Origin of the sequence: Leifsonia sp. Root112D2 (assembly GCF_001424905.1) — a bacterium.
In the GTDB taxonomy this organism is placed as follows: domain Bacteria; phylum Actinomycetota; class Actinomycetes; order Actinomycetales; family Microbacteriaceae; genus Root112D2.
On record NZ_LMCU01000002.1, the window covers coordinates 105,889 to 130,462 of the forward strand.

Below are 24,574 nucleotides of genomic sequence, written 5' to 3' on the forward strand. Positions count from 1 at the left end.
TGGTTGCGAGCGCAGCGATACGGGATGATGGAGACATGGATCGCGCCGCACTCGCAGACTTTCTCCGCAGACGCCGTGGCTCCCTGCAGCCCGGCGATGTCGGTCTGCCTGCCGGCACGCGGCGCAGGGCGCCCGGCCTGCGGCGCGAAGAGGTGGCCCAGCTGGCCGCGATGTCGGTCGACTACTACACCCGCCTCGAGCAGCAACGCTCTCCGCAGCCCAGCGAGCAGATGCTCGCCTCACTGGCTCGTGCGCTGCGGCTGAGCGACGACGAGCGCGACTATCTTTTTCGCATGGCCGGACACAGCGCGCCCGACCGCACCGCGGCATCCGCCCACATCTCCCCCGCGTTGCAGCGTGTGCTTGACCGCCTTGACGACACGCCCGCCCTCGTGCTGACGAATCTGGGTGAGACGCTCGTGCAGAACGAGCTCGCCGCCGCGTTGATCGGTGATCGCTCGGCCTTCACGGGGCTCGATCGCAGCGAGATCTACCGCTGGTTCATGCACCCCGAGACGGAACGATCGCGCTACCCCACAGATGACCACGCGCGGCAGAGCCGGGCCCAGGTGGCGTCGCTGCGTGTGGCCTATGGGGCTGCAGGTACCACATCCCGTGCTGGCGAACTCGTGCGCGCGTTACAGAGCGCCAGCCGCGAGTTCGCGGAAATCTGGGATCGTCACGAGGTAGCCAGGCGCTTTGAAGACCACAAGACTCTCATTCACCCCGAACTCGGCGCGATCGAGTTGGACTGCCAGGTGCTGTTCACCGAAGATCAGTCCCAGTGCCTGCTCGTGCTCACGGCCGCGCCGCGTTCCGAGAGCGCAGAGAAGCTGGCGCTGCTCGGCGTGCTGGGCACCCAGGCATTCAGCCAATCACCCTGAGCCACGACTCCGGGCGGTGCCCAGCCCACCGGCGAAGGACTACCGTTAAAACGTGACGCCTGACTCAAGAGCGCAAGGCGAGGCAGACACTGCCCCCGAAGCGATGACCTTTCCCGAACTCGGACTCAGCGACGCGGTGCTCAAGGCACTCAAAGATGTCGGGTACGAGAACCCGTCGGCCATTCAGGCCGCGACAATTCCCCCGCTCCTGGCCGGCCGCGACGTCGTGGGGCTCGCTCAGACCGGAACCGGCAAGACGGCCGCGTTCGCCTTGCCGATCCTTTCGCGGCTTGACCTCTCGCAGAAGAGCCCGCAGGCGCTCGTACTCGCCCCGACGCGCGAGCTCGCCCTGCAGGTCTGCGAGGCGTTTGAGAAATACGCCGCCCACATGCGCGGCGTGCATGTTCTTCCGGTCTACGGCGGTCAGGGATACGGTGTTCAGCTCTCCGCATTGCGTCGCGGAGTGCACGTCGTGGTCGGCACCCCGGGCCGCATCATGGATCATCTCGAAAAGCGCACTCTCGACCTGTCTCAGCTCAAGTACCTCGTGCTCGACGAGGCCGACGAGATGCTCACGATGGGCTTCGCCGAAGACGTCGAGACGATCCTCGCCGAGACGCCCGATGACAAACAGGTCGCCCTCTTCTCCGCCACCATGCCCGCGCAGATTCGCCGCATCTCGAAGAAGTACCTGCGCGATGCAGAAGAGGTTACGGTCAAGAACAAGACGACAACCTCGGCGAACACGACCCAGCGCTATCTGATGGTGTCTTACCCACAAAAGGTGGATGCCCTCACCCGCATTCTCGAGGTGGAGAACTTCGAGGCAATGATCGTGTTCGTGCGCACCAAGAACGAGACGGAAACACTGGCCGAGAAGTTGCGCGCCCGCGGCTACTCGGCGTTGGCCATCAACGGTGACGTGCCGCAGGCGCAGCGCGAGCGCACGGTGGACCAGCTCAAGTCAGGCAAGCTCGACATTCTTGTGGCCACGGATGTTGCTGCCCGCGGCCTCGACGTGGAGCGCATCAGCCACGTCATCAACTACGACATTCCGATCGATACCGAGTCCTACGTGCATCGCATCGGTCGCACGGGGCGAGCGGGGCGCAGCGGCGCCGCGATCAGCTTCGTCACCCCGCGTGAGTCACGTCTGCTCACCGCGATCGAGAAGGCGACCCGGCAGCCACTGACCCAGATGCACCTGCCCAGTGTTGAGGATGTGAACGTCACCCGTCTCGCACGCTTCGACGATGCCATCGACGAGGCTCTCGGCCAGAGCGATCGCATCGCGCAGTTCCGAGACATCATCGCCCACTACGTCGGCCACCACGATGTGCCGGAAGCCGATGTCGCCGCCGCGCTCGCGGTAGTGGCCCAGGGCGAGACGCCGCTGCTGCTTTCGCCCGATCAGGTGCGAGCGCAGCGCCGCGAGCGCGCCGAGAGTGACCGCGGTGCGAATGGTCGTGGTGAGAGGCGTCGTGGAGAGAGCGACCGTGGAGCCCGGCAACGACCCCGCGACGATCGAAACGGTCGCGGTGAGCGCCCCGAGCGGCGCCCCCGTGGTGGTGCACCGATGGCGTCGTATCGCATCGAGGTCGGCAAGCGACAAAAAGTCGAGCCTCGACAGATCGTCGGAGCCCTCGCCAACGAGGGCGGCCTGAGCCGAGAAGATTTCGGCGCGATCAAGATCCTCCCGGATTTCTCCCTCGTCGAACTTCCCGTCGACCTCTCCCCGGATGTCCTCGGCAAGCTCGGAAACACGCGCATCAGCGGCAAGCTCATTGAGATTCATCCCGACCGGGCAGGCTCGTCTCGCCACGACGATCGTGAGGAACGACCGCCGCGCAAGCCCCGTCGGCATCACGAACGCCCGTAGAAAGGTCGAGGGGAAGGCGCCGACTACCCGGCGGTCGTCCCGCAAAGAGGTCGACCCGCAAAGTCAGAGGTGCGGCCACGCTGGGTGTGATGCCGGAGGCACGCTGAAGATGCGGGTATAGATGTCATCGATCACGGCGTTCTTGGCAAGGTTGTAGTCCTCGGGATTCGTCGCCGTCGACTCGGCGAGTTCACGTTTGGTCGATGCATAGAGTTGCCGGTCGTCCGAATGGGACCTGAGCCAGTCTCGAAAGAGGAGGTGCCGCAGCGGCTCAGGGGCGCCGACGGGAAAGACGTGCAGATTGAACCGTCCGCCAGATCCCACAAGCATTCGGTGCCCGTTCCACCACGGCTCGCGCAGAATCAGACGATAGCCGGAGTCAACAAGTGGCGGAATGTAGCTGCTCTCTGCTGCACTATCGGCGACCTGAAGGTCGATGTCGATGATCGGCTTGGCCGGTAGGCCGGCAACGGCGGTCGAACCCACGTGTTCGATCCGAATGACGACATCGCCCAGGATCTCCATGATCCGGGCGGCTTCGCCCGCGAACCACGAGGGCCATTCGGAATCCGGGTCAACGATCACGATCGGCTGAGACGGGGGCGTGGCCCCGCCGACCCACCCAGCGAGTTGTTGATCTGGATTACCGACGTGTCGCTCGGTGATCTCCAGCGGATAAACCGACATCGGGCCTCCTGAAACGGGCATGCAAAGTCCTTCAGGATACGACATCGTCCGTCACGAAGGCAATCAGGCGTGAGGTGCACGTCAGCCCCTTCGGTTGCATAGACGTGTCGCCTGACCGTGCTATTCGGCGGTCGGGCGCTGCCGTTGCCGCTTTGTTGCCGAACGCCTGACCTTCGCGGCGAGGCGCCGCTGAGCAGAGCCTCGGGTGGGTTTGGTCGCACGTCGCCGAGCTGGATCGGGAGCAAGACCCTCTGCCACGAGGTCGGCGAGCTTGCTTAAGGCGATCTCGCGATTGCGCAACTGAGACCGTCTCTCGGAGGCGGTCACGGTGAGCGAGCCGGCGACGAGACGACGGTCAAGACGCGTGAGAAGAAGCATCCGCTGGCCGTCGGAAAGAGCCGACGAGTCGGCGACATTCCAGGAGAGCTCGACGCGGCTGTCCGAGGTATTGACGTGCTGGCCGCCCGGCCCGGATGACCGCGAGAACCGCCAGGCGAGTTCGGATGCGGGAATCCTCAGCGCGCGCGACACCTCCACGTCCATGTACTAAGCGTTGCACACCGTGAACGTGAGCTCGATCGATGCCCCCTAGGCGGCACGCACGTCGATCGCTCCGGGAACCGTACCGCCGGTGCCGAACACGAGCATCCGATTGGCGATCTTGTCGCTGAAGAAGCGGTCGTGGCTCACCACGATGACCGCGCCCGGAAAGTGAACGAGGGCTCTCTCCATGACCTGGGTACTGGCGAGGTCAAGGTGGTTCGTCGGCTCGTCGAGCAGAAGTACCGAGGCACCGGAGAGAAGGCACTGGGCCATGGCCACGCGGGCGCGCTGGCCACCCGAGAGCTCCCGAATGCGCTTCTTCAAATCGGCTTCGGAGAACTGGAACATGGCGAGAAACCTGCCCACCGACTTGCGCGTCGCGGTGAGGGCGAGGCTGTCGGGCATGGCATTGACCGAGTGCGTAACGGTGTCGTCGTCGTCGAGTTCTTCGAGAACCCGGTTGTACGAGACCACCTTCGCTCCGGATGCCCAGGAGACGTCCCCGGAGTCGGCGCGCTCCTCGCCGGTGAGCACGCGCAGCAGTGTGCTCTTGCCGCATCCATTCGCCCCGAACACGACGATGCGATTGCCTCGCCGCACCTCGAAGTCGAGCCCGGCGAACAGCGTCTGCGACCCGTAGGACTTACTGAGGCCGTTGACGCGGCACAGCACATCTCTGACATGGAGCCCGCCGTAGATGCTCGTGATGATCTCGTCGACGGGCCGGGGTGCGCGGGCCTTTTTGATGCCCGAGAGCTGCTTGTCGAGATTCTTGCTGGCGTTCTTCGCGGCCTCGCGCCGGTCGGCTATCCCTTCGGCCTCGAAGGCCAGCAGTTCGGACTCATGCACGTACTGCTGCTCGAGCGTCTTCAGGCGGAATTGCTTCTGAATGACGTATTCACCGAAGTTGCCCGGGTATTCGTGCAGGTGGAAGTTCTCGACCTCGATGATGCGGGTCGCGACAGCATCGAGAAACGTGCGGTCGTGGGAAACGATGATCGCGGCACCCCCGAAGTCGCGAAACCAGGATTCCAGCCACTCCACCCCGGCCACGTCGAGAAAGTTGGTGGGCTCGTCGAGCAGCAGCACATCTGGGTCTTCGAGCAGGATCTTCGCGAGCGCCGCGCGATTGCGCCATCCCCCGGAAAGCTCGTCGATCGGGCAGATGCGGCGCGCTTCAGTGAAACCGAGCGTGGTGAGTGCCGTGTCGATCTTGCGCGGGTAATCCCACCCGTCGAGTCGGTCCATCTCCGCGAACAGTTCGGACTGTCGATGAATGAGCCGGTCGAGTTCCGCCCCGCCGGATGGATCCGCGGCGATTGCTGTCTCTATCGAGGCGAGCTCGTTTTCAACGGCGTGTACCTCGTCAAAGAGCGCATCCAGCACTTCGGTGATGGTCGAATCGCCGTTGAGCTCGGAGAACTGCGAGAAGTAGCCGATTCGGGTTCCCGGATCGACGGTGATGGTTCCCGTGTCGGGCTGCACCTGGTCAAGCACCAGCTTCAGCAGCGTCGTCTTGCCCGAGCCGTTGCGGCCGATCAGTCCGACCCGGTCTGTGTTCTCGAGGCGCAAGAACGCCTCTCGGAGGATCTGGGTGTTCTCGAATCGAACGCTGACGTCATTCAGCCGAACCAGGCTCATGCGGGAACCCTCTTCGTGGCGAGGCCCTGGAAGAGCAGATTCAGGGTGAAGTCGAAGCGTTCGTGCCCCTCACCCGCGGCGAGTTCCTGCGCGTGCGCGACGGTGCTGGGAAACCGGTCCACCGGCAGCATCCTCAGGCGCTCGATGATCTCATCCTTGTCGAGAATGCGCCCGTCCGCATCCTCGCCGAGCTTGCGTCTCAGTGACGCCTCGAGACTGTATGCACTGACGTAGAGATAGGCGGCATCGACCGCCCAGGCGGCGGATTGTGCTGGCACTCCCCCGGCCAACACGATAGCGAGCATGCCTTCATTGATCCGCAGCGTGTCGAGGCTGGTGGGGGCTGCGGCCAGAGCGGCACCCGAGACCCCCGGGTAGCGGAGAAACTGATCCCGCAGCTGTGCGCAGACATCGATGATCTGCGCCTGCCACTGCGTGGAATCCGGCACCGGCAGCGCCACGCGCGAGCACAGCTCCCCGATCAGCAGGTCGTCGAGTTCCGCCTTGTTGCGCACGTGCGCGTACAGCGACGCCGCACCGGTGTGCATGGCGGCGGCGACGCGACGCATCGTCACGGCGTTGAATCCTTCGGACTCGACGAGCCGCAGCGCGACATCCACGATTCGGTGCACGGTGATGGGCTCCTTGCGAGAGTCAGAAGCACGGTGGATGTCGTCGAGTGCGGCGATCTGCGCCGCCCACCCGTCACGGGAAACGATGCCATGCGAAGCGTCTTTGTCGGCCATGGAGTCAGGGTACCACTTGACGCGAACGTTGTTTGTGTGTAGAACAGTGTTCGTGTGCGAACACTGTTCGTTTCATGTCATCACGTACCACCACACCCTGCGAAAGGACGCCCCCCATGAGCATCCAGAAGTCTGAACACAAAGAAGAGATCCCATCTGCTGGCTCTCCCCGCTCCTTGCGGGAGGCGTGGGTCGCATTGGCCGGCCTCTCTGCGGTGTTCCTGTTTGAAATGCTGGACAATTCGATCCTGAACGTGGCGTTGCCCACAATCGGGCGCGAGCTGCACGCTTCGACGACGTCGTTGCAGTGGGTGACGAGCGCATACGCGGTGGTGTTCGGCGGGCTGATGCTGGCCTTCGGGGCGGTAGCCGACAGATTCGGTCGGCGCCGGATCATGCTCATAGGCCTGGCACTGCTCGGCCTCGCGAGCCTTGCGACAGTCTTCGTCACCACTTCCGACGAGCTGATCCTCATCCGCGCCGTGATGGGTATCGCCGCCGCCATGACGACGCCGGGATCGATGGCACTGGCCTTCCGACTGTTCGGGGAGGACAGCCTGCGCGTTCGCGCACTGACCCTCATCTCGACCGTGGGTCTGGTGGGGCTCGCGGTCGGGCCGACGGTGGGCGGCTTTGTGCTCGCCATCGCCCCGTGGCAGGTGCTGCTGCTGGCGAACGTGCCGATAGCCTTACTCGCGATCATCGGCATACGAATCGGCATCGCGGCAGACAAGGCCGCCGATCTGCACCGCGACCCGATCGATGTGGTGGGCGCGCTGCTGGGCACGGTCACGATAGTGCTCGCACTCGTGGCGCCCACGCTATTCGTGAACGAAGGCACCTCCTCGTGGGCGCCGTGGACGGCCGCCACCGCTGCGGTGCTGACCGCGATACTGTTCGTGGTGCGCGAACGTTCGGCGCGCTACCCGCTTCTCGACCTGAAGCTCATCGCCCTCCCCCTGGTGTCGAGCGGCCTGGCATTCAAGGCCGCGGCCGGGCTCGCAACCGCCGGACTGGGCTACCTGGTGACACTGCAGTTGCAACTCCAGTGGGGGTGGCCGCCCGCGCTCGCCGCCATCGGCATGCTGCCGCAGGTTGTCGTGCTCGTCGCCGGCGGCGCATTTGTGAATCCCTTCGTGCAACGTGTTGGTCTGGTGCGCGCCGCCTGGATCAGCGCCGTGACAGTCGTTGTGGGGCTCGCCGTATACGCGCTGCTCAACAGCTTCGGATACGTCTGGGTCGCGATATCTCTTGCGCTTGTGGCCGCCGGGCTGCGCGTGGTCGGTGTCGTCGCCGCCACCAATGTGCTCAGCGGCCTGCCCGCCAACCGCACCACCATCGGCGCGGCGCTCACGGACACCGCGACAGAGGTTGCCAACGGCATCGGCATCGCCGTCACCGGAACCATCCTGGCCGCCCTGTTCGCCGGAAGCATCGCCACATCGCACTGGAGCGCGCATCAGACAGCCCAGTTTCAACAGGGGATCACCCTCGCGGGAATCGTGCTCACGGTTCTGGCCGGGGCACTCGTCGGCTGGGGTTTCCTCCGGGCTCGGCCCGCCGCTTCCTCCGATCGCGCAGCGACGATCGAGACGCGTCAATCCTCAGAGTCGTAGACTCGCCTCGACGCCGTCGAGCGTGCCACGGCGGCACCTCTCAGACGAGACCGTGCTCGTAGGCGAAGACCACGATCTGCACGCGGTCACGCAGAGCGAGTTTGCGCAGGATGGCGCCCACGTGCGTCTTTACCGTCGATTCGCCCAGAAAGAGCGCGGCGGCAACCTCGGAATTCGACGCCCCGCGAGCGACAGCGTCGAATATCTCCCGCTCCTTCTCCGTGAGGCTGGCGAAGACCTGCGGGACCGCCACCTGAGCCGAAAACTGGCCCTCGAGCAGGCTCGACAGGTCGTTGGGTGCCAGCACCGCGTTGCCCCCGTGCACCGTGCGGATGGCATCGGTCAGCATCGCGGGCGTCGTGTCTTTGAGAATGAATCCGCTGGCACCGTGTCTGATCGCCGTGGCCGCGCGGTCGTCGAGAACGAAGGTCGTGAGCACCAGCACGCGTACCGCATTCGATCGCCGCTCAACGCGCGCAGGAAGGAAGATCTGCCGGGTGGCCTCGACACCGTCGAGTTCGGGCATCCGTATGTCCATCAGCACGACATCGGGCGAGAGTGAGTCGACGAGCTCGACCGCCTCGGCGCCATCCCGCGCCGCACCCACCACCTGCATGCCCTCCTGCGCGTCGATGATCACGCGCACACCCTCGCGAAAGAGGTCCTGGTCGTCTGCAAGAAGCACGCGAATCGGCTCGGTCACGCGCCAACCGTTCCCACGAGGCGGCCGGCACGCAGAGGCAGAGAGGCGGATGCCACGAAGATCGCGCCCGGTTCGGCGGCAATGTGCACCCGCAGGGACCCGCCCACCGACGCCAGCCGGCGCCTCATGCCGTCGATACCATTGCCTCTCGACGGCTCTGGGTCATCCGCGCCGGGCTCGGCATGGTTGGTGACGGCAATTCGCAGCTGATCACCCCAGTCACGCGTGATGGTGATTGCCGTGTCGCGCCTGCCGTGCTTGATGGCGTTGGTGAGCATCTCCTGCAGCACGCGGAATGCCACGGTTGCCAGCTCGGGTGGAAGCGGACGAGGCGCACCGGAGTCGGTGACAGTGATGTCGTTGCCACTCGCCCGGGTGGCCTCGATGAGGGTGTCGAGGTCGGTGCGGTACTCGAGGTCGCCGTCGGGCGAGGCGAGCACGGCCCGCACCTCCTGCAGCGACGATCGCGCAGATCGTGCGATGTTGGCCATGGTCGCCTTGAGAGCCTCCGAATCCGCGCTGTCGACGAACTGGGCCGATTCCGCCTGCGCGAGGATGACCGTGAGCGAATGTCCGACGACGTCATGTACGTCTCGGGCCAGACGGGCCTGCCCCTCGCGAAGCGTCGCGATCTCTTCCATCTGCGTGCGTTCGTGGTGTGCGGCGAAGGCCTCAGCCTCAGCCTCGGCCTGCGAGAGTCGCGAGTCACGTGCGGTTCCCCAGTATCGCGCCGCCAGGCCCGCAAACCAGGGCAGGGCGAGCATGCCGGCGATCATCGGCAAGATGACAAGCGGCCACGAGATGCCGCCGTCGAGCAATGGCACTATCAGGTTGCGCGCAATACGCGTGCGCCAGATGCCACCGGCAAGCAAGCCGATGTACCCCAGCGTAAAAAAGGTGGCGATGGGAATGGACAGCCCGCTCGTCCACAGGAGCGTTTTCGAGCCCCACCTCGCCAGCCCGAACGCGACACCCACTATCGCGAGTTCCACGATCATCACATCGGTCATCGTGGTCGCCTGCACGATGAGCAGCAGCCACAGGATCGCCAGCGACCACCATCCGGCCTTGCGTACGAGGGTGACCGCCGTGGCCGTTCCGAGAACCACGATCCACGGAATGACCGTCGTGTCGAAGTCTGAGTAGAGGTTGGTTGAGGCTTCCCAGAGGCCGAACAACAGCACGACGAACCCGACGGAAAGATCGGGTATCCACGTGCGGATGATTGTCGCGTGCATCGTCATCCCTTCGACGGTACAGGCAGTGCTGCGGCCGCCGCCTCAATCAAAGGTGCCGATGGTTACACCGCGCGGATGATTTTCAGTATTGCGATTCTGCGGTAGTCAGCGTTACTATCTAGTGGTACTCAGCATAACTAAGTAGCTAAAGGAGCCTCCGTGGCCAAGCAGATGACCGAGATGCTCAAGGGCACGTTAGAGGGCATCGTTCTTGCGATAGTGGGCGCGGAGCCGGCCTACGGCTATGAGATCACGGCACGGCTGCGAGAGCAGGGCTTCTCCGACATCGTCGAGGGCACCGTCTACGCGCTCCTGATCAGAATCGAGCAGCGCGGCCTCGTGGATGTGGCGAAGGTTCCCTCCGAGAAGGGGCCGCCGCGCAAGGTCTACTCGCTGAACGCACAGGGCAGCGAGTACCTCGACGAGTTCTGGGGAACCTGGAGCTTTCTCGCCGAACGGATCGAACAGCTGCACCACACCATCGAACAGACACAGAAAGACGGAGACAACTGACATGGCCGCAAAGTGGATCGAGGCCCTCACCGGCTCGCTCGAACAGAAGAAGCAGTACAGGCAGTCCATGGCCCGGGTCGCGGCCCTCGCCGAGCCCTACCGCAGCGCCGCCAAGGCGTACAACCGGTACTTCATGTACTACGGAGGGTTCACCGACGGCGACACCCTGGTCACGATGATCGGCGATCACGTCGACCTGTGGGAACGGGCAGCCGTCGATGAGACGCCGATCCGAGACATCGTCGGGGACGACCCGGTGGAGTTCGCCGAGGAGTTCGCCCGGGCGTACTCCGGAACGCAGTGGATCGACAAGGAGCGCGCCCGCCTCACCAAGGCAATCGACGATGCGGCCCTGCAGGATACGAAGGAGACGGATGCATGACCGCCGACCAGGCCGTCGCATCCGCCATCCGGGTGCAGGGCATAGAGAAGTCCTTTAAGGACGTTCAGGTGCTCCGCGGAGTCGACTTCGACGTGAAGGCGGGCAGCATCTTCGCCCTGCTCGGCTCGAACGGCGCCGGCAAGACGACACTCGTGCGCATCCTGTCGACGCTGCTGAAGTCCGACGCCGGAACCGCAACGGTCTACGGCTTCGACGTCGCAGAGAAGCCGGGCGAGGTGCGGGAGTCGATCAGCCTGACCGGACAGTTCGCCGCCGTCGATGAGGTGCTCACGGGTCGCGAGAACCTGGTGCTGGTCGCCAGGCTGCGGCACCTGACGAGCCCCGGGCCTATCGCCGACGAGCTGCTCGCCCGGTTCTCCCTCACCGACGCCGGCAACCGCAAGGCGGCCACGTACTCGGGCGGCATGCGCCGCCGGCTCGACATCGCGATGAGCCTGATCGGCAACCCACCGGTCATCTTTCTCGACGAGCCGACCACCGGGCTGGATCCTCAGGCGCGCAACGAGGTGTGGCAGACGATCAAGACGCTCGCCGGGCAGGGCACGACGGTACTGCTCACCACGCAGTACCTCGACGAGGCCGAGCAGCTCGCCGACCGTATCGCGATCCTTCATCAGGGCACGATCATCCAGAACGGCACCCTCGCCGAGCTGAAGCAGTTGTTGCCCGCCACCCAGGTCGAATACGTAGAGAAGCAGCCCACCCTGGAGCAGGTCTTCCTGGCTCTCGTCGGTGACACCGGCGAGGCCGTTGTTGCCGCACGAAAGGAATCACGATGACCGCCCACGTACTCGGCGACACGGGCGTGCTGACCGGCCGCTCGCTGCGCCACATCCTCCGCAGCCCCGACACCATCATCACCACCGCGGTCACCCCGATCGCCCTGATGCTGTTGTTCGTGTATGTTCTCGGCGGCGCAATCCACACCGCAAGCAACGGGCCTTACGTCAACTACCTGCTCCCCGGCATCCTGCTCATCACCATCGCGTCCGGCGTCGCGTACACCTCGTACCGGCTCTTCCTCGACCTGCAGGGTGGCATCTTCGAACGCTTCCAGTCCATGCCGATCGCTCGATCGAGCGTGCTCTGGGGGCACGTGCTCACCTCGCTCGTCGCGAACATCGTGTCGGTGGCGCTCGTCGTCGGCGTGGCTCTCATCATGGGGTTCCGCACCGGGGCATCCGTGGGGGCGTGGATCGCCGTCGCCGGCATTCTGATCCTGTTCACCCTCGCACTGACCTGGCTCGCCGTGATCGCCGGGCTCTCGGCGAAAACCGTCGACGGCGCCAGCGCGTTCAGCTATCCGCTGATCTTCCTGCCCTTCATCAGCTCAGCGTTCGTGCCCACCGAATCCATGCCCGGCCCCGTCGCCTGGTTCGCCGAGAACCAACCCGTGACCTCCGTCGTGAACACCGTGCGTGCGCTGTTCACCCAGGAGCCCGTCGGCGGTGACATCTGGGTTGCCCTGGCCTGGCTCATCGGCATCCTCGTGGTCGCCTATGCCTTCGCGATCGCCATCTACCGTCGCAGGCTCAACTGAGGCGAGGCCTCGCTTCGGGTCGCGAGGGCGTCGGCGATGAGCAGATCGAGCAACTCGGCATAGGGCACGCCGGCGGCCTCGAACATGCGGGGCACCTGCGACTGCGCGGTGAAGCCCGGCGTGGTGTTCACCTCGTTCAGCACCAAGCCCTCTGGCGCGAGAAAGAAGTCGATACGCGCCACGCCGCAGCACCCGAGTGCCTCGTACATGCGCACCGCTGCACTCTCGATGATCGAGCGGGCATCATCGTCGAGCACAGCCGGTATGTGAAAGACCGCATCCCCGCCGTATTTCGCGTCATGGTCGAAGAGTCCGACTGCCTCAATCTCGAGGGCGGGTGACACGACAACCGATCCGTCGGCGCCTCGCATCACGGCAATGTCGATCTCCCGGCCGACAATCACGTCTTCGACGAGAACCTGGGTATCGGTCGCCAGCGCCTCAGCCATCGCGGCGGGCAACTGCATGGCCTCGGTCACGAGGGAAACGCCGACGCTCGAGCCGGCCGAGTTGGGCTTGACGACCACCGGATGGCTGAAGCGGTAGTCCAGCGCCGAAGCGCTATCGAGCAGCACGGCCGGCGCGGTGCGGATGCCGAGCGACTCAGCAACGAGCTTGGTCACGTGTTTGTTCATGCCGATCGCGCCTGCGCCGGCGCCCGAGCCCACATAGGGCACACCGATGAGTTCGCAGAGAGCCGCGAGAGTTCCGTCTTCCCCGTTCCGTCCGTGCACCAGGGGAATGACGAGATCGCAGCCGCGCAGCACCTCGATGACGTCGGAGATGCCGGTGACGTCGCCGGAGGCATCCTGCCAGCCGCCGTCGCGGTCGATCGTGATGCGAACGACGCAGTACCGGGAGGCATCGAGGGCTGCGGCAACGGATGCCGCCGAAGCGAGCGAGACGTCATGTTCGACAGTGCGGCCGCCGCCGATCACCGCGACGCTGAGGCGGCTCATGCGGCCGAGCTCACGCGGGAAGGGCCGCCGACCGTCGAGCGACGTACCCGCGTACCCACCCCGGCGCCCACCCTCGTAACGATCTCGTGCTCTATGGTTCCTGACCACTCTGCCCACTCCTCCACCGTCGGCTCCCCCGCCGCCCCCGGCCCGAACACAACCACAGAGTCCCCCACCGCGGCTCCCGAATCGGCGAGGTCAATCACGAATTGGTCCATCGACATGCGGCCGACGATCGCGTGCCGCCGCCCATTCACCAGCACCTCAGCCTTGCCCGAAGAACTGCGTGGAAGCCCATCGGCGTAACCGAGGCCGACGAGCCCGAGGTGCGTCGAGCGCGGCGCAACCCAGTCGTGTCCGTAGCCGACGGCGGTACCTATCGCCACCGCGCGCACACTCACGATGGGCGCCGTGAGAGTCATCGGCGCCTTCAGCGTGGCCGTTCGCGAGAGATCGATGCCGACAAGTCCGGCGCCGATGCGGGATGCCGTGAAGCGCGTGCCGGGAAGAGTGAGCGTCGCCGACGTCGCAGCGAGGTGAACGATGCTCGGATGCAGCCCGCTGAGCCGGGCAACATCGAGCCCCCACTCGAATAGCGCGAGGCCGAGACGGTTGCTTGCGGCCCCCGGATCGTCGGCGTCCCCGAGATGTCCCATCACCCCGACCACGGAAATGCGGCCGCCAAGCTCGGCCTCCCTGGCGCGTTGGCAGAGCCCGATCCATCCCGTCGGTTCGCAGCCGTCACGCGCCATTCCGGTGTCGAGGTGCAGATGCACTCGCGCGCATCCACGGGTCGCCGTGACGGCATCAAGATGCTCGATGCTCGGCACGGCAATGTCGATATCTTCATCGACGGCGCGTTGAAAGTCAGCCCCACCCGCGTGGTTCAGCCAACTGACGATCGGTGCGGCGATTCCGACACCGCGCAGGGCGAGAGCCTCGCCGATGCTCGTGACCCCGAGCCGAGTCGCCCCGTTCGCCAGTGCCGTGCGCGCGACATCGGCGGCGCCGTGACCGTAACCGTCTGCCTTCACCACGGCCATGAGTTCACCGGTTACGCGCGCGGCAAAGAATCGTGTGTTGGCCGCGACGGCGTCGAGATCGATCGTGCGCAGCGGCCCCGTCGTCGTACGCGAGGGAGAGATCAGCATCGTCATGCTTTCGACGGTATGGCCGGGCGTCCTCTCGCCGCCTCCGCCGCAAGTGCCTCCGAATACTTCTTCAGGATGATCTCAGCGGATGCTCCTTCCGCGGCCGGTCCCCCGCGTCATCTGCCGCGTTACCCGCCCCGGCGTCCCCCGAACAGCGCGGCCGCGAGAGGCACCGCCGATGCGATCATCAGCACCGTGCCCAGCACCACATCGTTTGAGCGAACCAGCGAGCCGGCAACTATCACCGCACCGAAGACGAGAGCCAGCACCATCCGTCGTAGCGTGCGATCCAGCCGGGCGATCCGCCGCTCCAGTCGCGGGGTAGACACCTCAACGGTGCCGTCCTCGATGCGGGTGGCGAGCGCATCCAGTCGTTTCGGCAGGCGCCAGGCGAGCCCGGCCATCTCCACAGCCTGCTGTGCCAGGTCTTGCACTACGTTGCCGCGCTCGTCGCGCAGCAACTGGGTCGCATACGGTTCGATGGAATCCCAGACGTTGAACTCGGCATCCAGTGCACTGCACACGCCCGACGTCAGGGACATCGCACGGATGATCAGCAAAAAATGCTCCGGCAGCTGAAACGGCAACGAGCGCACCACGTCGCCGAATTGCTGGGCGAAGTCGCGAAATTCGCGTTGATCCACCTGGCGCAGCTGGGCAAAGCCCATGCCGCCGAAGCGAGCGAAGAGCTGCGACATCGCGCGTTCCAGCTCCGCCGTTTCAGAGGAGGGCAGCAGCACGCCCACCTCGCGCATCGCGTTCACCAACCCCTTGCCGTCGCGTGACGCGGCGGCGATCAGCAGTTTGCGCAGGCCGCTGCGCGTGCCGGACAGAACCTCGCCCATCATGCCGAAGTCGATGAAGGTGAGCTTCCACCCAGGGCCTCCGGCTTCGCCCTCGCCTCCCTCGCCTCCACTGCGGACCGGCGTGACAAAAATATTGCCCGGGTGCGGGTCGGCGTGGAAGAACCCGTTCGTGAACAACTGATCGAACATCACGGATGCGAACACCGGTGCCACCTGCGCCGGGTCAATGCCCGCCGCGCGCAGCCCCTCCGCATCGGTGATCTTGATCGCCGTCACGTCCTCAAGAGTCAAAACGCGCCGGGTCGTGCGCTCCCAGACCACGGCCGGTACCGCCACCCGCTCGTCGTCGGCGAAGTCAGCCGCAAATCTCTCACAACTCGCCGCCTCGTGCAGATAATCGATCTCCTCGAGGCTCGTCTTCGCGAACTCGTCCACGAGCGCGGGCATGTTGACGCGGTGCGAGACGGGTCGTACCCTGCTGAGCCATCCGGCCACCTTGCGCAGCGCCGTCAGGTCGACGTCGACGATCTCGTCGATACCGGGTCGCTGCACCTTGATGACTACTCCATCGAGCCCGGTCTCGGCCGCATCGAACGCGGTGAGGTGGGCCCGATGCGCCTGCCCGAGGGATGCTGCGGCAACCGGTGTCTCGTCGACCGTCGTGAAAGCCCGCTCGAGCGGCACGCTCAATTCCGCCTCGGCCAAGGTGCGGATCGCCGCGAACTCGACAGGCGGCACCTCATCCTGCAGCCCCTCAAGCTCGGCGGTAATCTCGGGCGGAAGCACGTCGAGTCGCGACGACATGAATTGACCGACCTTGATCATCAGCCCGCCGAGCTCCACCGCGAGCGCGTGGAATCGCTGCGCGAAGCGTCGCATCCGCTTGGATCGCGTGCGCTCGGCAAAGCTTTCGAGGCCGATGCGCGGCAGAAAGAGCTCGTACCACCAGATCACGCTGAGATGCCAACCGGCGAATCGCAGGATGCGACGGTAGCGGGCGCGCGCGGCGCCTGCGTGCGGCGAGTCCGCCGGACCCACACGCTCTGACGACACCCGCGTCAGTCCTGGGCGAGGATCGAATAAAGCCGACGACGCGCCTCGTCGAGCACCGTTGCGGCCTGCTGAATCTGCTCGGGAGTGCCGGTGCGGCGCACCTGGGCCGCAGCGTGCGCGAGGTCGATGCCCGCCTTGGGCAGGGTGCCGAACCGCGTGCTGTCACCGGCGCCCGCAGTCTCCCACGGGGCCGTCGTGCCTGCACCGGCGACTTCCTCGCGTCCAGCATCGGTCAACGCGTAGGTTTTGCGCCCGTTCGATTCTTCGGCGATGAGGATGCCTTCGTCGGCCAACAACTGCAGCGTCGGGTATACCGAGCCGGCACTCGGCTTCCAGTGGCCACCGCTGCGCTCCTCGATTTCGTGGATGATCTGGTAGCCATGCATCGGCTTCTCGACGAGGAGCGCAAGCACCGCCGCGCGCACATCGCCACGGCCCATGCGCGTGCCCACGCGCTTCTCAAATGTGGAACGCAGCTGATCCATCGCCTGCCACATGCCCTCGGCGCTCATGCCGGTGCCGAAGCCGCCGGCGGGGAACGAACCGCCCATGATGCCCTCCTCCGTGATTTGTCAACGATACTCAACGATATAACGCTGAGGCGAGAATTGCAGACCTCTTTTTGAGAACTCTCACATGTCACGTATCCGTGCGGCAGGCCTTTCTAGCGAAGCACCCGGATACTGTCGATCTGAACATCGCCCGTTGAGTTGAGCGGGTCGAACCGCAGAGTGGCGAGCGGGCTGCTTTGCGGTGGAATGGTCACCCGGTAGGTTTTCGATGGACCCGACTCAACCGTGAACCTGGCGCTCCGTGCCTCCGCGGGGCCGGGCTCATTCGCCGTGCCCCAGAAGAGCTGCGCCTCGCTCGTGTTCGACGTTGTCATGGTGATCTCCACCACCGCCCCGGAAGACGCGTCCAGAGACATCGGCCCGGTGAACCCCATGTTCGGGTCTGACCCGGTGGATGTCGCCTTGAGCGCGCCGTCCGCCACCGTGAAGCCCGTGAGTTGGCCCGTCGCCTTCCAGCCCTCAGTATCGCCCGCCGTATCGAAGTTCCACGCCTTCATCAGCGAGGTGATGCGCACCTCGGAACGGCCGCCCACGGTCTTGGCGTCGCCATACACGGCTGCGACCTTGACAGTGCCGACTGGAAGCTTCGCGTCGGACGGCGGCGTCACCGCGGCCGTGACGCCCGCCGTGGCGCCTGCAGCGAGGTTGAACGCCACGGTCGCAGGGTCCAGGCTCCAGCCATCCGGCGCCGTGAATTCGACGACGCCGGTCAGCGGCGCCTCGGTTCGACGATTGCGGAGAGTAACCGTCACCGCCGTGGAGCCGCCTGGCTTCTCAAGCACCGCGGGATCGGCCACCGTCGAGACGATCTCGACCGGAGATACCACGTTCACTATCGCCGATACCGGAACGGTGATCGTCGCCTGTGCCCTGTGGAAGGTCACGGTGCCGGCGACAGCCACATCAGTGGCGATCGATTCGTCTGCCGCGACCGTCACCGTCAGCGGCAGCACCGCGGACTCGCCGGGCTTCACCGTCTTCGGGCTTGTACCGGGCTTTGCAGACCACCCCGCGGGCAGATCGAGCGAGACTGTTGGAGCAGTCAACGTCTGGTCACCGGTGTTCTTGATCGTCGCCTTCACGGTGGCGGGGGAACCGGGAACCACATCGGGGCCGGCGAACGACAACGACGCATTCACACCGAGCAGCAACGTACTCGTGGCCGACAGTTGGGTCTCGAGCCGCTGCAGCGACGCGATCAGCGCGGCAGCATCGGCGCTCGGAACCGACCCGTCGGCGCCCCACTCCTTCAGCAGCTCCCGCAGGCTCGTCGTCTTGGCCAGAGCCTTGCTTGCGGCATCCAGGCCGGCTCCCACCTCGCCGGCGACGATGTGATCGCGGCTCGAATCGACGGCGCGGGCGAGCACGGATGCCTGCGCAAGCAGCCGGCCACGCACGTTGCGTGCCACGTCGCCCGACTCGACAAGGTCGGCCACCTTACTGTGGAAGGCCGCAGCTTCATCCGCCGCCAGGCCGATGTGGCCGCGAACGTCGTCCGAATCGAACGCGTAGCTTCCCGATCCGACCTTGTAAACCGCGGCGCCGTCCTGCATCTTCACGAAGCTCACGCCCGGCGCATCGGCGGCGCTGATACCGCCCTCGTTCACAGCGTGTTCGCTGACCGCGGGAACGTGGATGAGGGCGGTAGTGTTCGCCGGAACCTTCACGTCGAGGGTGAGCCTGTGATCGGTCACCTGCTTCCACGAAGAGAGGATCGTGCCATAGGGCGAGTCATGGGTGATGGAGGCGTGGGTCAGGCCGCCGCCGGGTCGTGGGGCGATATCGAACGTCGAGTACCCAGGGCTGGTCGCCTTGATCCCGGCGATCGCGGAGTACATCCACTCGCCCACCGCACCGTAGGCGTAGTGATTGAATGAGTTCATGCCGGGGTCCTGGAACGAGCCGTCTGGCCGGATGGCATCCCACCGCTCCCATGTCGTGGTCGCGCCCATCGCGACCTCGTACAGCCACGACGGATAGCCCTTTTGAAGCAGCAGCCGGTAGGCCACATCGTCGCGTCCGACGGCGGACAACGCCGGCAGAAGGTGCGGCGTTCCGAGGAATCCTGTGGACAGGTGCCAGCCTTTGGCCTTGATCGCCTCGACGAAGCGGTCACCAACCGCGCTGAGGCGGTCCTGGGGAACAAGCCCCATCCCGATTGACATCGAATACGCCGCCTCCGAACCATTGTCGATCTTTCCGTCTGCGGCGATGAATCGCTTGACATAGGCGGCACGGATGCTGTCGAACAGTGCGCTGTACGTGTCGGCTTCCTGGTCGCGGCCCGTGGCCCTGGCCATCTCACTGAGCAATCGGGCATCGTAGGCGTAAAAGGCCGTGGCGATCAGGCTGTTGGAGGTGGGGTCGTCGACATTCAGCCAGTCGCCGATGCCGTGGCCGTCGGGCACGATTCCGTTGGGTGCAACCGATGTCCAGTATCCGACGAGACCGACCATCATCTTCCAGTTGTCCTCGATGACACTGGCGTCGCCGTACTGCTTCCACAGCGCATAGGGAACGGTCACCCCCGCGTCGCCCCATCCGGCCGAGACACCACTTTCACCGACCCCCGGCTCGGTACCGGGCGCGACGCCTGGCAGCGCCCCGTTGGGGGCCTGCCGGAGCCGCAAATCCCTCAGCCATTTGGTCAGGAAGGCATACGCGTCCACGTTGAAGGTCGCAGTGTTGACGATGGCGTTGAGGTCGCCGGTATACCCCAGCCGCTCGTCGCGAGCGGGGGTGTCGGTCGGGACCGAGAGAAAGTTTCCGCGCACGCTCCACTCGATATTCGACTGCAACTGGTTCAGCATCGGGTCGGACGTGTCGAACGTGGAGATCGGCTGGTTGTCTGTACCCACCACGATTCCCGTGACATCCTTGGCCGCGGGTGCGGTTTTCAGGCCGGTGATTTCAACGTACCGAAAGCCGTGAAAGACGAAGCTCGGACTGTACTCGACGGTCCCGTCTTTGCCCAGGGTCACCGTCTCGGTCGCCTTCGCGGTGCGCAGATTGGCGGTGTAGAGCGTGCCATCGGGGTTGAGAACTTCGCCGTGACGAATCGTCACCACGTCGCCGGGCTTGCCCGTCAGTCGAACCCGCACCCAGCCGACCATGTTCTGGCCCATGTCGTAGATCGTCACGCCGTCGGCCGGAGTTGTCACGGTCTCGGTGGGCCGCTCTTCCGTGATTCGCACCGGCGGATCGGTCTGCGCATGCAACTCACCGACGACGGGGGTGTACACGTGGGCGGCAGACCAGCCGTCAGCCTTTCCGGGCTCGCTCCAGCCGTCGATTGCACGCCGGAAGTCGTACGTTTCACCCATCAGAAGGTCCGACTCGATGATGGGGCCAGGTGTCGTCTTCCACGACGCGTCAGAGGCCACGACAGTGGTCGTGCCGTCGTCGTGGGTGATCTCCAGCCTGCCGAGGAAGGCTGGGTCGGTTCCATAGCGGTGCGGTCCGATCCAGGCCAGGTTGCCCGCATACCAGCCCTCGCCCAACTCCGCACCGATGGTGTTGTCGCCCTGTCGCAGCAGGTCGGTCACGTCGTAAACCTGGTACTGCACCAGCTGGCTGTAGTCGGTCCACCCGGGCGCGAGCTCCTGATTTCCCACACGCTTGCCATTGATCTCGGCGCGGTAGACGCCGAGTGCGGTGGAGTACAGCCGTGCCGAGCGCACGGGCTTGTCGACCCCGAAATCTTTGCGCAGCAGCGGAAGCGAAGAACGGGCGACGGTCGTGAACACGCCGGTCTCGACAACACCGGAGACGTTCAGGTGCCCATCGCTCACGGTGCCGATCGCGAACGGATTCACTCCGTCGGAGAAGTCCGTGTGAAAGAGCGTCTCGCCGCCCTTCGTGACCGTCACTTCGTTGACGGTGCCTGACTCCCCCTGCGCCGTCCTGAATCCAACGGTGCCTGCCGATCGCAGCGGGATGGCACGAGTGTCGATGACGTTCCCGTCGATGCTTGTGGTAGCCGTGCCCGCATCCAGTTTGATGGTGGTCTCGTGCTCGGCCGCGAAACCGCCGGGCAGATCCTTGTCGGCAATCGCGACGTCACCAAGCGCCGCCCAGCTGCCGTTGACCTTGCTGAGCGGATGCAGATTGGGCGCCCCACGCGCAGAAAGCTGCCACATGTAGGTGTTCTTCACTTCGCTGGAATCGGCGTAGAAGATGATCCCGAGGGCATCGGTGATGTTGCTGGTGCGTACTCGCAGCGTGTAGTCGCTCCACCCGATCCCGAGAGTTCCCTCGGGTGGGCCGCCGACCCACTCCGCGCCCCACAATTTGGCCGTCGTGGCGTCGGACTTGAGCGCTGTCTCGAATGTGCCCGGTTTGCTCCACTGGGTAGGAGCTCCCGCGCCATCCCAGACGCGAACACGCCACTGGTAGCTCGTTTTCGCCTGAAGATCGTCACCGGTGTATCGCACATTCACCGAATCGCTGCCCTTGACGCGTCCGCTGTCCCACACGTCGGGATTGTCGAATCCGTGGCCAGCGGTCGCGACCTGAATCTGTCGCGCCGTCTGTACTACACCGCGCTGCGGTCCCGTGAGCTGCCAGGAGAATTCCGGCGGCGCCGTGGGGATGCCCAGTGCTTTCTCGAGATGGTTCACCGTCAGCGACCCGACTGAAACGTCACTGGTCTTGACTTGGCTGGTCTTGACCTGGCCGAGGGCCACGGTGCCGTTGAGTGAGGCGATCACCAGAAGTGCGGCGATGGCCGGCCCCAGCGCGCGTCCCAGTGTTGTTCGGATACTCGAAAATCGCACAGTCGTCCCCCTTGACGAGAATTGAAACGTTTCGATTCAAACTTGTCAGAGGCTATCGTTCTCGGCTGCGTGCGTCAACCCCCTCCATGCTCCCAGCCGGGATACGCGAGGGAAGCTGCCTGTCGAGGAAGTCGACAACCGCACCCCGCATAACAGCGGCACCGAACCCGGGGCAGGTCACTGACGCTGAACCTCGCCACCGATTTACCAACCCCAGAAACCACAAAAGCTCCTCCCAAGGGAAGAGCTTTTATGAACCATGTCCCGAGACATCTATGAACGATGTCCCGAGACATGACACTGTGGGCTGTTTACGAAACCCGTCAGGACGCGGATCGGGGTTCACTCGAGACCACGTTTTCCTCCAACGCCCTCTCGATTTTCCTCTGCCCAGACGTTTCTGGCCGCTCTAAACGCTAGCCCGCAGGACTCCCAGGCGGCAGAAGAGACCACTATCCGCGATTCTCCGGGGCTCCAGGGGCTTTCTGGGCCTCATTTCAAGTCATTCGATGCATGGATCGCATGGGTCTGGTCCCCCTTTGGGTCCCCTCTTCCGCGTCTCTGAAATACGCGCTGTAGAACCCAGACACCTCGTTCTGTCCCGCCGAAGCAACTCCTCCCGAAGTCGGCTACCTGACCAGTCAAGGGGTCTGGATCGAGAACGAGCGGTGGGTCCGGGCGTGGGTTAGCGATCTTGGTCCCTGCCCAAGGTGCGGCGATGCTCACGCCGGCCGCGGAGCCGGCAGGTAACCAGGCGAGTCCGGTGGCTACGAAGTGAAGCGACTGCTCGGCTTCCTCGAGGATCGAGGGGCGTTCGACAAGCTCGTCCCGCTTCAGGCGACTCCTTGTCCGGCGTCATCGGAATTTGAGTTCTCAACTGCTGAGATGCAAAGGTCATCGTTCATCTTGATCACCAGCGCCAAGATCAGGCGCAGTGCGACGAGGTAGGTCTTGAAGTGCGCCCCCTCGCCGTCGGCGCCGGCCTGGGATCCGTGCAGGTACCGATTGCGCAGGTTCGGCCCGTCGCTGAACCCCACGCGATTGAGGAAGTAGTTGAAGTAGTCCCCCTCCGCGTCAGTCAGCAGCGTGGAGTGGCGCGTCACCCAGCCCCTTGCGACCATGGCCTCCACTTCCGCGCGTCCCATTTTCGAGAGGTGGTAGTAGTTCGCTGCTTGAGTGTTGAACAGCGACCCGAGGATGAGCAACTGCTCCACATTCGCGAACCGGACACGCTTGCCGGTGTTCTCGAGGACGCCGAGTCGGATCAGATGGTCGACGTTCGCCTTCTGGTATTCGTGGAAGTCACCGTAGGCCACTTGGTTCTTTAGGAGGAGTCCGGCTGCGTTTTCAGCACGCAGCCCCTTGTCGATGTAGTTCAGCCTCGATTGGTCGGAGAACAGAAGGTGAAGGATGCCGGCTATCTCTTGGCCTTCGGACGAGTAGACATACTTGCCCTCGAGGAGGCCGGGTATCTCCTTGTATCGAACCTGGTCCGACCCGATGGTGAGCAGATCTCGATCGAGTTCACCGTTCTCGACGAACAGGCCGAATTGGTTTGCGACGCTTTCCATCTCAGCGAAGAGATGCCGAACTTTCTGAAGGTACGACGTACCGCCGCCAGACGGAGCGAACGAGAAGTTCGAGACTCCAAATTCCTCGACAAGATACGTCTCGAAGAACCAGGAGATGACCTGCTCCAGGTCAACATCGTGCGACTCTAGGAATCGGCGATACATGAGCGTCTGAAGTAGCGAACTCGTGTCCACGTTTCGAAATGCGACGCCCACCTTGTACTCGGCATGCCCAGTGAGGCCCATCACCCGTTCCATCACACCCAAGTGCGCTGGGTATGACGGAAGCGTCAGGAGCACTTGGCGATCGGCGAATTCAAATAGGTGCTGAAAGTTGTTGAGAATGCTCGGATTGTCGGCGGTCTCCTCGAGCCAGCGGCTGCTGTACGTGTATCGCCAGACCGATCCATCTGAGGAGTCCACCTCGAGCGCGACTGGTTCATCCTGGTCGTCGGAGATGCCAACCTCGCAACCGGTCTTGAACCCCTCGTTCTGGTCGAAGATCTTCGTGTTCAATTCTTCGCTGCGTCGCTTCGCCCGCAGCTTGAGCTTGGCGTCGATGCCAGCCTGAGCATGATCATTTGCGTTCGCAATCAGCCGCACATAGTTCAGGTTCGCGTCCTCGCCGTCGATATAGCGCTCAAGCAGATTGCGGGCGTCCATCGATGTGAAGCTCCGTGGAAGATGTATCGCACCTCGCGCGTCCTTCTCCAGGTACTTGTGAACGAGGTACTCGGCACCGCGAGGTGAAGTGAGCAACTCGTCCCGTATTTCGGTGTCATAGGCCTGCACGACGCTCCTGCTCGCGAGCATCTCGCCGAGGTGCACACCTGCCGCCTTCAGCGCGGGAAGGGCTGTCGCGCTATAGCAACGCTCGAAGGCCTTGTTGCGACCGAGAAGGTCAAGTAGATCCCCGTGAAACTCGTGGTCAACCTCGGCTACAATTGCGGTGAAGTTCGAACTGTCAACCGCTGTAAAGAATCGCGCAACAGCACTGCGAATCTGCGGAGCCCGTGCCACGAGCTGATCGCGTTCTTCCTCAGTGCAGGAGTTCGGGAGCAATCGATGTTCGAGGTATTGCTGCACGTTGTGAAGCTCGAGAATGCCCATGACGTTTGTCGGAGCATTATTCGGATCGAATTGTGTGGCAAGTTCGACTACGCGCGGGGCATGCCAGCCGGCCGCCAGGTCATGCGCGCCATAGAACCGAACCCGTCGTAACTTCTCGTCCTCCTCGCTCACTTGCCTACCCCTCTTAGTCGCGCAATCTGAAGCAACTTCATCGCTGCGCACC

The 24,574-nt window shown here is 64.4% G+C and carries 19 protein-coding genes; 7 read left to right on the forward strand and 12 right to left on the reverse strand.

Annotated features, from left to right (window positions below):
* Nucleotides 1–35 precede the first annotated feature (35 nt).
* Nucleotides 36–884: a helix-turn-helix transcriptional regulator gene (locus ASC63_RS14345; RefSeq protein WP_055815837.1), complete on the forward strand. Its 849-nt coding sequence runs from the start codon at nucleotides 36–38 to the stop codon at nucleotides 882–884.
* Between the two features lie 103 nt (nucleotides 885–987).
* Nucleotides 988–2,763: a DEAD/DEAH box helicase gene (locus ASC63_RS14350; protein ID WP_055815840.1), complete on the forward strand. Its 1,776-nt coding sequence runs from the start codon at nucleotides 988–990 to the stop codon at nucleotides 2,761–2,763.
* 63 nt (nucleotides 2,764–2,826) lie between these two features.
* Here ASC63_RS14350 and ASC63_RS14355 read toward each other — a convergent pair whose 3' ends face one another.
* From ASC63_RS14355 to ASC63_RS14370, 4 genes are all read right to left on the reverse strand, one after another.
* On the reverse strand, nucleotides 2,827–3,450 hold the full coding sequence (locus ASC63_RS14355; RefSeq protein WP_055815842.1) for a GrpB family protein: 624 nt from the start codon (nucleotides 3,448–3,450) through the stop codon (nucleotides 2,827–2,829).
* A 120-nt stretch (nucleotides 3,451–3,570) separates the two neighbouring features.
* Nucleotides 3,571–3,993: an alternative ribosome rescue aminoacyl-tRNA hydrolase ArfB gene (gene arfB, locus ASC63_RS14360; protein ID WP_055815845.1), complete on the reverse strand. Its 423-nt coding sequence runs from the start codon at nucleotides 3,991–3,993 to the stop codon at nucleotides 3,571–3,573.
* 45 nt (nucleotides 3,994–4,038) lie between these two features.
* Nucleotides 4,039–5,634, reverse strand: a complete 1,596-nt coding sequence (locus tag ASC63_RS14365) for an ABC-F family ATP-binding cassette domain-containing protein (RefSeq protein WP_055815847.1) — start codon at nucleotides 5,632–5,634, stop codon at nucleotides 4,039–4,041.
* Nucleotides 5,631–6,380, reverse strand: coding sequence for a TetR/AcrR family transcriptional regulator (locus ASC63_RS14370; protein WP_055815850.1), 750 nt, complete (start codon nucleotides 6,378–6,380; stop codon nucleotides 5,631–5,633). Before ASC63_RS14370 ends, ASC63_RS14365 begins: the two co-directional genes overlap by 4 nt.
* A gap of 116 nt (nucleotides 6,381–6,496) precedes the next feature.
* On the opposite strand from ASC63_RS14370, the gene ASC63_RS14375 reads away from it, so the two are divergent.
* Nucleotides 6,497–7,996 (forward strand): MFS transporter, encoded by a 1,500-nt coding sequence (locus tag ASC63_RS14375; protein ID WP_055815853.1) that lies wholly within the window; start codon nucleotides 6,497–6,499, stop codon nucleotides 7,994–7,996.
* 40 nt (nucleotides 7,997–8,036) lie between these two features.
* Here ASC63_RS14375 and ASC63_RS14380 read toward each other — a convergent pair whose 3' ends face one another.
* Nucleotides 8,037–8,699: a response regulator gene (locus ASC63_RS14380; RefSeq protein ID WP_055815854.1), complete on the reverse strand. Its 663-nt coding sequence runs from the start codon at nucleotides 8,697–8,699 to the stop codon at nucleotides 8,037–8,039.
* Nucleotides 8,696–9,943, reverse strand: a complete 1,248-nt coding sequence (locus tag ASC63_RS14385; RefSeq protein WP_055815857.1) for a sensor histidine kinase — start codon at nucleotides 9,941–9,943, stop codon at nucleotides 8,696–8,698. The genes ASC63_RS14380 and ASC63_RS14385 overlap by 4 nt, the downstream gene beginning before the upstream one ends.
* Before the next feature lie 153 nt (nucleotides 9,944–10,096).
* Here ASC63_RS14385 and ASC63_RS14390 point away from each other — a divergent pair, with 153 nt between their 5' ends.
* From ASC63_RS14390 to ASC63_RS14405, 4 genes are read left to right on the forward strand one after another with little or no spacing between them, the layout of a single operon-like run.
* The gene (locus ASC63_RS14390) at nucleotides 10,097–10,450 is read left to right on the forward strand and encodes a PadR family transcriptional regulator (RefSeq protein WP_055815860.1); all 354 of its coding nucleotides are present in this window, start codon (nucleotides 10,097–10,099) and stop codon (nucleotides 10,448–10,450) included.
* Between the two features lies 1 nt (nucleotide 10,451).
* Nucleotides 10,452–10,832, forward strand: coding sequence for a DUF1048 domain-containing protein (locus ASC63_RS14395; RefSeq protein ID WP_055815864.1), 381 nt, complete (start codon nucleotides 10,452–10,454; stop codon nucleotides 10,830–10,832).
* Nucleotides 10,829–11,632, forward strand: coding sequence for an ABC transporter ATP-binding protein (locus ASC63_RS14400; protein ID WP_055815867.1), 804 nt, complete (start codon nucleotides 10,829–10,831; stop codon nucleotides 11,630–11,632). Before ASC63_RS14395 ends, ASC63_RS14400 begins: the two co-directional genes overlap by 4 nt.
* Entirely contained in the window at nucleotides 11,629–12,393 is a 765-nt protein-coding gene (locus ASC63_RS14405; RefSeq protein ID WP_055815869.1) for an ABC transporter permease, read from the forward strand. The genes ASC63_RS14400 and ASC63_RS14405 overlap by 4 nt, the downstream gene beginning before the upstream one ends.
* On the opposite strand, the gene ASC63_RS14410 is transcribed toward ASC63_RS14405, so the two are convergent.
* The 6 genes from ASC63_RS14410 to ASC63_RS14435 all read right to left on the reverse strand — a co-directional run bounded on the left by ASC63_RS14410 (nucleotide 12,372) and on the right by ASC63_RS14435 (nucleotide 24,573).
* On the reverse strand, nucleotides 12,372–13,352 hold the full coding sequence (locus tag ASC63_RS14410) for a D-alanine--D-alanine ligase family protein (protein WP_055815872.1): 981 nt from the start codon (nucleotides 13,350–13,352) through the stop codon (nucleotides 12,372–12,374). The genes ASC63_RS14405 and ASC63_RS14410 overlap by 22 nt on opposite strands.
* A complete protein-coding gene (gene alr / locus ASC63_RS14415) occupies nucleotides 13,349–14,509 on the reverse strand; it encodes an alanine racemase (protein WP_055815875.1) in 1,161 nt (386 codons plus the stop codon). The genes ASC63_RS14410 and alr overlap by 4 nt, the downstream gene beginning before the upstream one ends.
* A gap of 122 nt (nucleotides 14,510–14,631) precedes the next feature.
* The gene (locus ASC63_RS14420; RefSeq protein ID WP_055815879.1) at nucleotides 14,632–16,362 is read right to left on the reverse strand and encodes an ABC1 kinase family protein; all 1,731 of its coding nucleotides are present in this window, start codon (nucleotides 16,360–16,362) and stop codon (nucleotides 14,632–14,634) included.
* A 5-nt stretch (nucleotides 16,363–16,367) separates the two neighbouring features.
* Nucleotides 16,368–16,913 carry a PadR family transcriptional regulator gene (locus ASC63_RS14425; RefSeq protein WP_055815881.1) on the reverse strand — a complete coding sequence of 182 codons (546 nt, stop codon included), beginning with the start codon at nucleotides 16,911–16,913 and terminating at the stop codon, nucleotides 16,368–16,370.
* 113 nt (nucleotides 16,914–17,026) lie between these two features.
* A complete protein-coding gene (locus ASC63_RS14430) occupies nucleotides 17,027–21,709 on the reverse strand; it encodes a family 78 glycoside hydrolase catalytic domain (RefSeq protein WP_055815884.1) in 4,683 nt (1,560 codons plus the stop codon).
* A gap of 833 nt (nucleotides 21,710–22,542) precedes the next feature.
* Nucleotides 22,543–24,573 (reverse strand): hypothetical protein, encoded by a 2,031-nt coding sequence (locus ASC63_RS14435; protein ID WP_200936942.1) that lies wholly within the window; start codon nucleotides 24,571–24,573, stop codon nucleotides 22,543–22,545.
* Nucleotide 24,574: the final 1 nt, after the last annotated feature.

Coding starts and splice junctions, on each gene's coding strand:
- ASC63_RS14345 (WP_055815837.1), top strand. CDS start 36: ATGGATCGCGCCGCACTCGCAGACTTTCTCCGCAGACGCCGTGGCTCC.
- ASC63_RS14350 (WP_055815840.1), top strand. CDS start 988: ATGACCTTTCCCGAACTCGGACTCAGCGACGCGGTGCTCAAGGCACTC.
- ASC63_RS14355 (WP_055815842.1), bottom strand. CDS start 3,450: ATGTCGGTTTATCCGCTGGAGATCACCGAGCGACACGTCGGTAATCCA.
- arfB (WP_055815845.1), bottom strand. CDS start 3,993: ATGGACGTGGAGGTGTCGCGCGCGCTGAGGATTCCCGCATCCGAACTC.
- ASC63_RS14365 (WP_055815847.1), bottom strand. CDS start 5,634: ATGAGCCTGGTTCGGCTGAATGACGTCAGCGTTCGATTCGAGAACACC.
- ASC63_RS14370 (WP_055815850.1), bottom strand. CDS start 6,380: ATGGCCGACAAAGACGCTTCGCATGGCATCGTTTCCCGTGACGGGTGG.
- ASC63_RS14375 (WP_055815853.1), top strand. CDS start 6,497: ATGAGCATCCAGAAGTCTGAACACAAAGAAGAGATCCCATCTGCTGGC.
- ASC63_RS14385 (WP_055815857.1), bottom strand. CDS start 9,943: ATGACGATGCACGCGACAATCATCCGCACGTGGATACCCGATCTTTCC.
- ASC63_RS14395 (WP_055815864.1), top strand. CDS start 10,452: ATGGCCGCAAAGTGGATCGAGGCCCTCACCGGCTCGCTCGAACAGAAG.
- ASC63_RS14400 (WP_055815867.1), top strand. CDS start 10,829: ATGACCGCCGACCAGGCCGTCGCATCCGCCATCCGGGTGCAGGGCATA.
- ASC63_RS14405 (WP_055815869.1), top strand. CDS start 11,629: ATGACCGCCCACGTACTCGGCGACACGGGCGTGCTGACCGGCCGCTCG.
- ASC63_RS14410 (WP_055815872.1), bottom strand. CDS start 13,352: ATGAGCCGCCTCAGCGTCGCGGTGATCGGCGGCGGCCGCACTGTCGAA.
- alr (WP_055815875.1), bottom strand. CDS start 14,509: ATGACGATGCTGATCTCTCCCTCGCGTACGACGACGGGGCCGCTGCGC.
- ASC63_RS14425 (WP_055815881.1), bottom strand. CDS start 16,913: ATGGGCGGTTCGTTCCCCGCCGGCGGCTTCGGCACCGGCATGAGCGCC.